General features: G+C 46.6%; 6 protein-coding genes and 1 pseudogene. 3 read left to right on the plus strand and 4 right to left on the minus strand.

Annotated elements, in window-relative coordinates; all coding sequences use genetic code 11:
* Positions 1-87 precede the first annotated feature (87 nt).
* The 3 genes from rnr (at position 88) to cysE (ending at position 4165) form a co-directional block, all read left to right on the plus strand.
* Complete coding sequence (gene rnr, locus Undi14_RS16370) at positions 88-2565, plus strand: ribonuclease R (RefSeq protein ID WP_200181565.1); 2478 nt, start codon at positions 88-90, stop codon at positions 2563-2565.
* A 20-nt stretch (positions 2566-2585) separates the two neighbouring features.
* Positions 2586-3329, plus strand: coding sequence for a 23S rRNA (guanosine(2251)-2'-O)-methyltransferase RlmB (gene rlmB / locus Undi14_RS16375; RefSeq protein WP_200181567.1), 744 nt, complete (start codon positions 2586-2588; stop codon positions 3327-3329).
* A 95-nt stretch (positions 3330-3424) separates the two neighbouring features.
* Positions 3425-4165: a serine O-acetyltransferase gene (cysE, locus tag Undi14_RS16380; protein WP_200181569.1), complete on the plus strand. Its 741-nt coding sequence runs from the start codon at positions 3425-3427 to the stop codon at positions 4163-4165.
* Between the two features lie 3 nt (positions 4166-4168).
* Here cysE and Undi14_RS16385 read toward each other — a convergent pair whose 3' ends face one another.
* The 4 genes and pseudogenes from Undi14_RS16385 to fliP all read right to left on the minus strand — a co-directional run.
* Positions 4169-5611, minus strand: a complete 1443-nt coding sequence (locus Undi14_RS16385; protein ID WP_234030641.1) for an NAD(P)H-hydrate dehydratase — start codon at positions 5609-5611, stop codon at positions 4169-4171.
* Between the two features lie 103 nt (positions 5612-5714).
* Entirely contained in the window at positions 5715-6533 is an 819-nt protein-coding gene (fliR, locus tag Undi14_RS16390; protein ID WP_200181573.1) for a flagellar biosynthetic protein FliR, read from the minus strand.
* Positions 6534-6543: 10 nt separating this feature from the next.
* Positions 6544-6813, minus strand: coding sequence for a flagellar biosynthesis protein FliQ (gene fliQ, locus Undi14_RS16395; RefSeq protein WP_186883524.1), 270 nt, complete (start codon positions 6811-6813; stop codon positions 6544-6546).
* A gap of 8 nt (positions 6814-6821) precedes the next feature.
* Positions 6822-7469: pseudogene (gene fliP, locus Undi14_RS16400) on the minus strand (flagellar type III secretion system pore protein FliP); the annotation flags it as partial.
* Positions 7470-7583 lie beyond the last annotated feature (114 nt).

A 7583-nucleotide genomic window follows, 5' to 3' on the forward strand; every position in this document is an offset into this window, starting at 1 on the left:
TTAGCTAAATAACGTGCGCTCCGGTAAACTGTAACGATGTCTTGTATATTCGGGGCAAGATTTAACTTTTAGAGAAATTCACAACATTTGAATAAGCATTTATACACAATTCCGAGTCGCGAAGATATTTTAGGTGTTCTGCGTACAACTAAAGTAAAGCTGACGGCGAATGCTATTGCAGCCAAGTTGGGCGTAAAAACCGAGGAGCTTGATGGTATGACGCGACGATTAAACGCGATGGAACGCGACGGTCAGATTACATCAGATAAATCTGGAAATTTCGTGCTGGCGAATCAGGATAATTTTATTTCGGGTAAGGTCAGCAGCCATCGAGACGGTTACGGCTTCTTGATTCCTGAGGACGGCAGTGAAGATTTGTTTTTGCCTGAACGGGAAATGCAGAAGGTACTGCATGGTGATCGTGTGACAGCACGAGTTACAGGAACCGACAGACGTGGGCGTCTCGAAGGCAGCATCGTTGAAATACTGGAACGGGCAAATACACATGTCATCGGACGTTTATTAAACGAAAATGGCGTCTGGATTGTCGCGCCGGAAGATAAGCGTTATAGCCAGGACATTTTACTCGCGGGCTCTCCCGGCAAAGCGAAAGCAGGACAGGTTGTCAGTATAGAGTTGACTGAGCAGCCAACTCGTTATGCACAAGCGGTTGGGAAAATTGTTGAGATTCTGGGAGATATTGACGACCCTGGAATGGAAATAGAAATTGCTGTCAGAAAATTTGGTGTTCCTCACGAGTTTTCGGATGCAGCAAAAAAAATGGCATCAAAATTACCGTCTGAGGTACTGGCTAAGGATCTGGAAAACAGGGTAGATTTGCGCGATATTCCGTTGGTCACGATTGATGGCGAAGATGCGCGTGATTTTGATGATGCGGTTTACTGTGAACCCGTAAAGATAGGGCGCAGCAATGGACATCGCCTGATTGTCGCTATTGCGGACGTCAGTCACTATGTGACGCCGAATGACGCGTTGGATGAGGATGCATTGTTGCGTAGTACATCCGTTTATTTCCCACGTCGCGTTATTCCCATGTTGCCGGAAAAACTGTCTAACGGTCTGTGTTCACTGAATCCAGAGGTAGATCGATTGACGTTGGTTTGCGATATGGTGATAACACAAGATGGCGATATTAAGGCCTATCAGTTTTATCCTGCGGTAATTCATTCGGCAGCGCGTTTTACGTACACTGAGGTGGCTGAGATTCTCGGAAATACGAAAGGAACGGCCGCTGCCAAGCGCATGTTGCTGGTGCCACACCTGAGCAATTTGTACGCAGTGTTTCAGTCATTATTGAAAGCCCGTCAAGCGCGCGGCGCGATTGATTTTGAAACCACGGAAACGTACATTATCTGTAATGCTGCGGGTAAGATAGAACGAATCGTTCCACGCACAAGAAATGACGCGCATAAGTTGATCGAAGAATGTATGTTGGCCGCCAATGTATGTGCTGCGAATTTACTCGAAACCTACAAGCATCCGGGCACGTACCGGATTCATGCCGGCCCGACTAAAGAGAAGTTAACGCAAGTCAGAAATTTTCTGAAACAAGTTGGCTTATTTCTTGGCGGTGGAGACAGCCCGTCGGCGTCTGATTATGCTGCGCTGATGGAAAAGGTAAAAGGACGACCGGACGCGCAGTTGTTGCAGACCATGCTACTGCGCTCTATGCAGCAAGCAGTCTATAGCCCAGACAACATAGGTCACTTTGGTTTGTCCTATGAGGCTTATGCTCATTTCACCAGCCCGATCCGACGTTACCCTGATTTGCTGACACACAGAGCGATCAAAGCGGTTTTGCAAGGAAAGGTTTATGAGCCCAAAGGCATCAATCTGAGCTTGTTAAATACGACGATTTCAAATGCTGCGCGTAAGCAGCAGGTTGCGGATAAAGCAGCGGGTAAAAAGAAGCCAGAGAAAGATCTCACCATCTGGGACGCTTTGGGAACTCATTGTTCTGCAAATGAACGTCGCGCTGATGAAGCATCCAGAGACGTTGAAGCATGGTTGAAGTGCTACTTTATAAAAAATAAGCTGGGCGAAGAATTTATCGGAACGATTACCGGGGTTACGCAGTTTGGTATTTTTGTTCAGTTAGACGACATCTTTATTGAGGGCCTGGTTCATATCACCGAGCTTGGCGCTGATTACTTCCAGTTTGATGAAGCCAGACATGAGCTGCGCGGCGAACGTACCGGAAAGCGTTACCAGCTGACCGATAAGGTAAAAGTACAGGTTAGTCGCGTAGATCTTGATGCACGTAAAATTGACTTGAGCCTGGTTCAAAACGTTGTCGGTAGTACGGTTGCTAATCGTGGATCAGGATCAGATAAGTCAAAAAGAAATTCCCCATCACTTTCTGCATCTGCGGGTAAAAAGGTTTCGGGGGCAAGACGAGGATCAGCCACTGAGTATGTGGAATTGGAACGCGCATCTTCAGGCGGTCGTCCTTCTAAATCATCCAAAAAATCTCCTGTAGTCGGAAAAAATAAATTGCCATCGAATGGTAAACCGGCAGGAAAAACTGCAAAAAGAAGAAGTTAAGTTAATTAGTAAAGAGTAATATGAAAAGTAAAATGATTTTTGGTTTCCACGCGGTGACTTCCCGTATTCGTCACGAAGCGTCGTCGGTGGAAGAGATTTATGTTGATTCCGGACGTAGCGACCGGCGTATGCAGGAGTTGTTGCATGCGGCAAAATCTGCAGGTATCCGGGTTATTCCAGCAGATGATCAGCGCTTATCAAACATCGTTGGTACCCGTCGCCATCAAGGTGTCGTCGCAAAAGCAGGAGAGTTATCTCTGGCTCGCAATCTTGATGAGTTATTGGATGCGATTGATGGTCCGCCATTGTTATTGGTACTGGACGGAATTACTGATCCGCATAATCTTGGTGCTTGTTTGCGCGTTGCCGATGGTGTTGGTGCGCATGCCGTTATCGCACCAAAAGACCGGGCCGTAGGATTGAATGCGACTGCAGCAAAAGTTGCAAGTGGTGCGGCTGAAACTGTGCCTTATATCACCGTTACCAACCTTGCACGCACATTGAGAGAGTTGAAAGAGCGCGATATTTTGCTGGTGGGGACATCTGATGATGTCGATCAAACCATTTATGACGTGAATTTTACGGGTGGCAGTGCGCTGGTGATGGGCTCTGAAGGTGAGGGGATGCGCAGGCTTACCAGAGAAACCTGCGACGTTCTGGTTAGCGTGCCCATGTTCGGTTCGGTTGAAAGCTTGAATGTTTCAGTGGCTTCAGGTGTTTGTTTGTATGAGGCGAGACGTCAACGCTTAATCAAAGTTGTTTAAAACCAAAATTGATCTTTAATACTATTTCAGTGCGCTTCGGCGCACTTTTTCTGAATAAGCTACTATCCTAGTCCGTCTATTTATTGCACTCCCACATGTTCAGCCATTTTCGTGAAGATATTGCCAGCATTATTAAGAAAGATCCGGCCGCCCGGAATGCGTGGGAGGTAATGACTTGCTATCCGGGTTTTCAGGCTATCGTGATGCACCATTGGGCAAAATGGTGCTGGACTCATGGTCTAAAGTGGTTGGGGCGTTTTATTTCATATATCGCCCGCGTAATTACCGGTATCGAAATCCATCCTGGTTCAACAATCGGCCGCAGAGTATTTATCGATCATGGTTTTGGTGTTGTGATCGGCGAAACCGCAGAGATAGGTGATGACTGCACGATTTATCAAGGTGTGACTTTAGGTGGAACATCCTTATCGCGCGGAGCAAAGCGGCATCCCACCCTTGAGCCAGGCGTCATTGTTGGCGCAGGTGCCAAGGTGTTAGGGAGCTTTACGATAGGTGCTGGCGCGAAAATTGGTTCTAACTCTGTTGTGCTGAAACCGGTTCCCGCTGGTGCAACTGCAGTTGGTAACCCTGCGCATATCGTCAAAAAAGAACCCAGTGCGACTGACCAAGTCGGTGACAGTCTGTTTTCAGCGTATGGTGTTACGCAGAGTAGTGATGATCCTGTCTCCAAGGTACTGCATAAGTTGATTGATCACGCTGTATCGCAGCAAGAGCAAATTGAAAAATTAACCGCCGCGATTTCTTGTGCCGGGATTGTTTGTGAGCAGGCGACTGAAAAATTAAATCCAGAGCAAATAAATAGCCTGGTTGAGTAAATTTTATACCTGATTACGGTGTGAATTTACCAGTGAGTTGAGACCAGCTCTGATTTCGACCGGTAATTCACTCGCGCATATACCTAAAGGTCCGACTCCTTTGTTAACCAGAATGTCGGCGGCATTACCGTGTACCCATGTTGCCAGTTGCGCTGCATGAAAACAATCGAATCCTTGCGCTAACAAAGCGCCGCAGAGACCCGCCAGAACATCGCCAGTGCCACCTGTCGCTAATCCCGGATTGCCACTTGTATTGATGCGCAAAGAACCGTCAGGGCTTCCAATGACGCTGCCAGCACCTTTCAGTATCACGACCGCATTGAACTTAGTGGATAATTGCTTTACTGTAGACAAGCGGTTGCTTTGAATTTCTTTCACTGTCATTCCAAGTATGCGTGCTGCTTCCAGCGGATGTGGCGTCAGAATAGACGCTGTAGTTCTGTTTTTGAGTTTTCCCTGCAGAGTTACATCTGATGCGATCAGATTAAGTGCATCGGCATCAAGCACCAATGGCGCATCTGAATCTAATATTGAATGCAGAATGTCTTTGGCGGTTTGACAGATTCCCATGCCCGGACCGGCAACAATAACTCCCGTTGCATACTGAATGTCTTTCGCATTCCTGCACATGATTTCTGGGTAGGATGAGTCGTAAGTTATTGCTGAATGGATGAATCCGATAAAAACTTTGCCCGCGCCTGAAAATAGTGCACTGCGTGCAGCGAGTATTCCGGCTCCAGTCATGCCGTTCGCTCCCCCGATAATGACGACTTCGCCGTAACTTCCTTTATGGCTATTCTGTTTGCGGTCAGACATAGCGAATTCGAAACTTTCCGGACAATTCAAAAAATAGGTGCTTATCGGGTAGAGATATTCTGGGATATCTAAATCAGCAACGGTTACTTTGCCCGCGTAGTCTTTACCGTCGGCGGTATGTAATCCCGGTTTGTTTCCTATAAACGTCAGCGTATAGTTTGCCCGTATCGCAATATTGTGTTCACCGAGTACAACTCCGGTATCTGCATCGAGTCCGCTGGGAATATCGAGGGCTAATATGGGAATATTTTTTTCACTTGATATGGAGTTCAGCTTGGCGACGATATCGGCGCAGACACCAGTGATTTCCCGTGTCAGGCCAATGCCGAACAGTCCATCAATGATCAGACGCCAATGCGGTTCCAGTATTGTTTGAAAATCTTTTGGTGAAATAACTCGTGCACCGTTGGCGATAGCGTGCTCGAAGCAAAACAGCGCATCAGGTGAGTATTTTTCAGAGTTTGCGCAAAGTAAAATGCTGACGTCGTACCCATGTGAGGATAAATTGGCGGCAGTTTCACAAGCATCGCCACCATTATTCCCTGGTCCCGCCACAACCAGAATCGGCGCGCAGACTTGTCCCAGTAATGACATCACAAAATTGGCGGCGGCTTCGCCAGCTTTTTGCATTAACGATGTCCCGAGACTCTGTTTTTTTCCTGACGTTTCCAGTTCCCTGATTTGTTTTGAGGAAAAAAGTGTTAAGTAGTCAGGCATTGGTTTATCCGTCACATTATTTACTGGAGGGAGGTTTTAATTGTGGCGTTGAAGTTGCTGCTGGCGCCCCTAAGGATTGTATTGTTTCTAAACCTTGTTGAAATAAATTTTCAATCGGCAGTAGTAGGTAAGGCAATATCAAACCCACCATCAGAAACCCGACACCTATCGTAATTGGAAAGCCTATACCAAATAAATTAAGTTGAGGAGCGGCACGGGTCAGTATTCCAAGAGCAACGTTAATGACGAGTAGTGCCGCAACAATCGGCAATGCCAGTCTGAGTCCGGTGATAAAAATTTGTTCGCCCCAAATAACCAGTTTATGGACATTGAATCCGCTTTGTAGAGTCGTTGATATTGGTATCGTTTTGAAGCTCTCAATCAACGCGCTGAGCAGTGCAAGATGCGCATTCGATGTCAGGAAGATCAAGGTTGTCAGCAACACCAGAAATTGCGCAATGGCAGAAGAGCGCCCCTGACTCAAGGGATCAAAAAAAGTGGCGAAACCCAGGCCCATTGTTAAACCTGATACCTCACCAGCCATTTCGACTGCTGCAAAAACGATGCGTATAACAAACCCCATGCCTAAGCCGATAACGAGTTGTTGAGCGAGGATCACGATCCCCGTCAGTGAGACTGGATCGACGTCAGGGTGTACAGGAATCGTTGGCGCAACAATGAGGGCAATCATGACTCCCAGTGCAATCTTAATTTGTACCGGAACCGTGTTATTTCCAAAAGGAGGGGTGATCGCAATCATCCCCAGAATTCTTGTCAGAGGCCAGATGAACGATGTGATGAGGCTGATTAACTCACTGCTGCCAACGGAAAGCATAGTTGCGATACTACCCAGCCATCGTTGCAATGCTGGTGAATGCTTGTCTCATATAATCAGTCAGTATGGTTAACATCCACGGGCCGGCAATAATTAATGTGACGAATATTCCGACCAGTTTCGGAATAAAAGAAAGCGTGGTTTCATTAATCTGGGTCGCCGCTTGAAAGATACTGACTAACAGGCCTATAACCAACGCAACCAGCAGCATTGGTGCTGAAACCAGTAATGTCACTTCAATTGCCTGCCTGCCAAGCATCATTACGCTGTCGGGGGTCATGTTCTTCCTTAGTAAAAGCTTTGCGCCAGAGAGCCTATGATTAATTGCCAGCCGTCCACCAATACAAAAAGCATGAGCTTAAATGGTAACGATACGATGGACGGTGACACCATCATCATACCCATAGACATCAGGACGCTGGCGACGACCATATCAATAATCAAAAATGGAATGAAAATAGCAAAGCTGATTTGGAATGCTGTTTTCAATTCGCTGGTAATGAAAGCTGGGATCAATACCCGCAAAGATACTTCTTCAGGGCCTTGCAATTGAGGGGTATTCGATAATTTGACGTATAACGCGAGATCAGCCTGACGGGTTTGCTTCATCATGAATTGTTTCAGAGGTGCAGCTCCCTTGTCCATCGCTTCCATCATGGAAATTTTATTTTCCGCAAAAGGTGTATAGGCTTCGGCATAAATTTTGTCGAGCACCGGTCCCATCACAAATAGCGTTAAAAACAAAGAGAGTCCGACCATGACCTGATTCGGCGGTGCCGACTGTGTTCCCAATGCCTGACGTAATAAAGATAAGACGATGATGATGCGAGTAAAACTTGTCATCATCAGCAACGCTGCAGGAATGAAGCTGAGTGCGGTCAGGAATAAAAGTGTTTGTATGCTCAGGGAGTAATTTTGTCCACCGCCAGCGCTCGGAACTAATTTAGATACATTTTGGGAAGTAAATTAGATACATCGGCATTTCGCACACATGTATCACATTTACTTCCACAGTAGAATCGGGAAAACATATCAAATCGATCACGCACA

The sequence above is a fragment of the Undibacterium sp. 14-3-2 genome, assembly GCF_016595265.1.
Lineage (GTDB): Bacteria > Pseudomonadota > Gammaproteobacteria > Burkholderiales > Burkholderiaceae_D > Undibacterium > Undibacterium aquatile.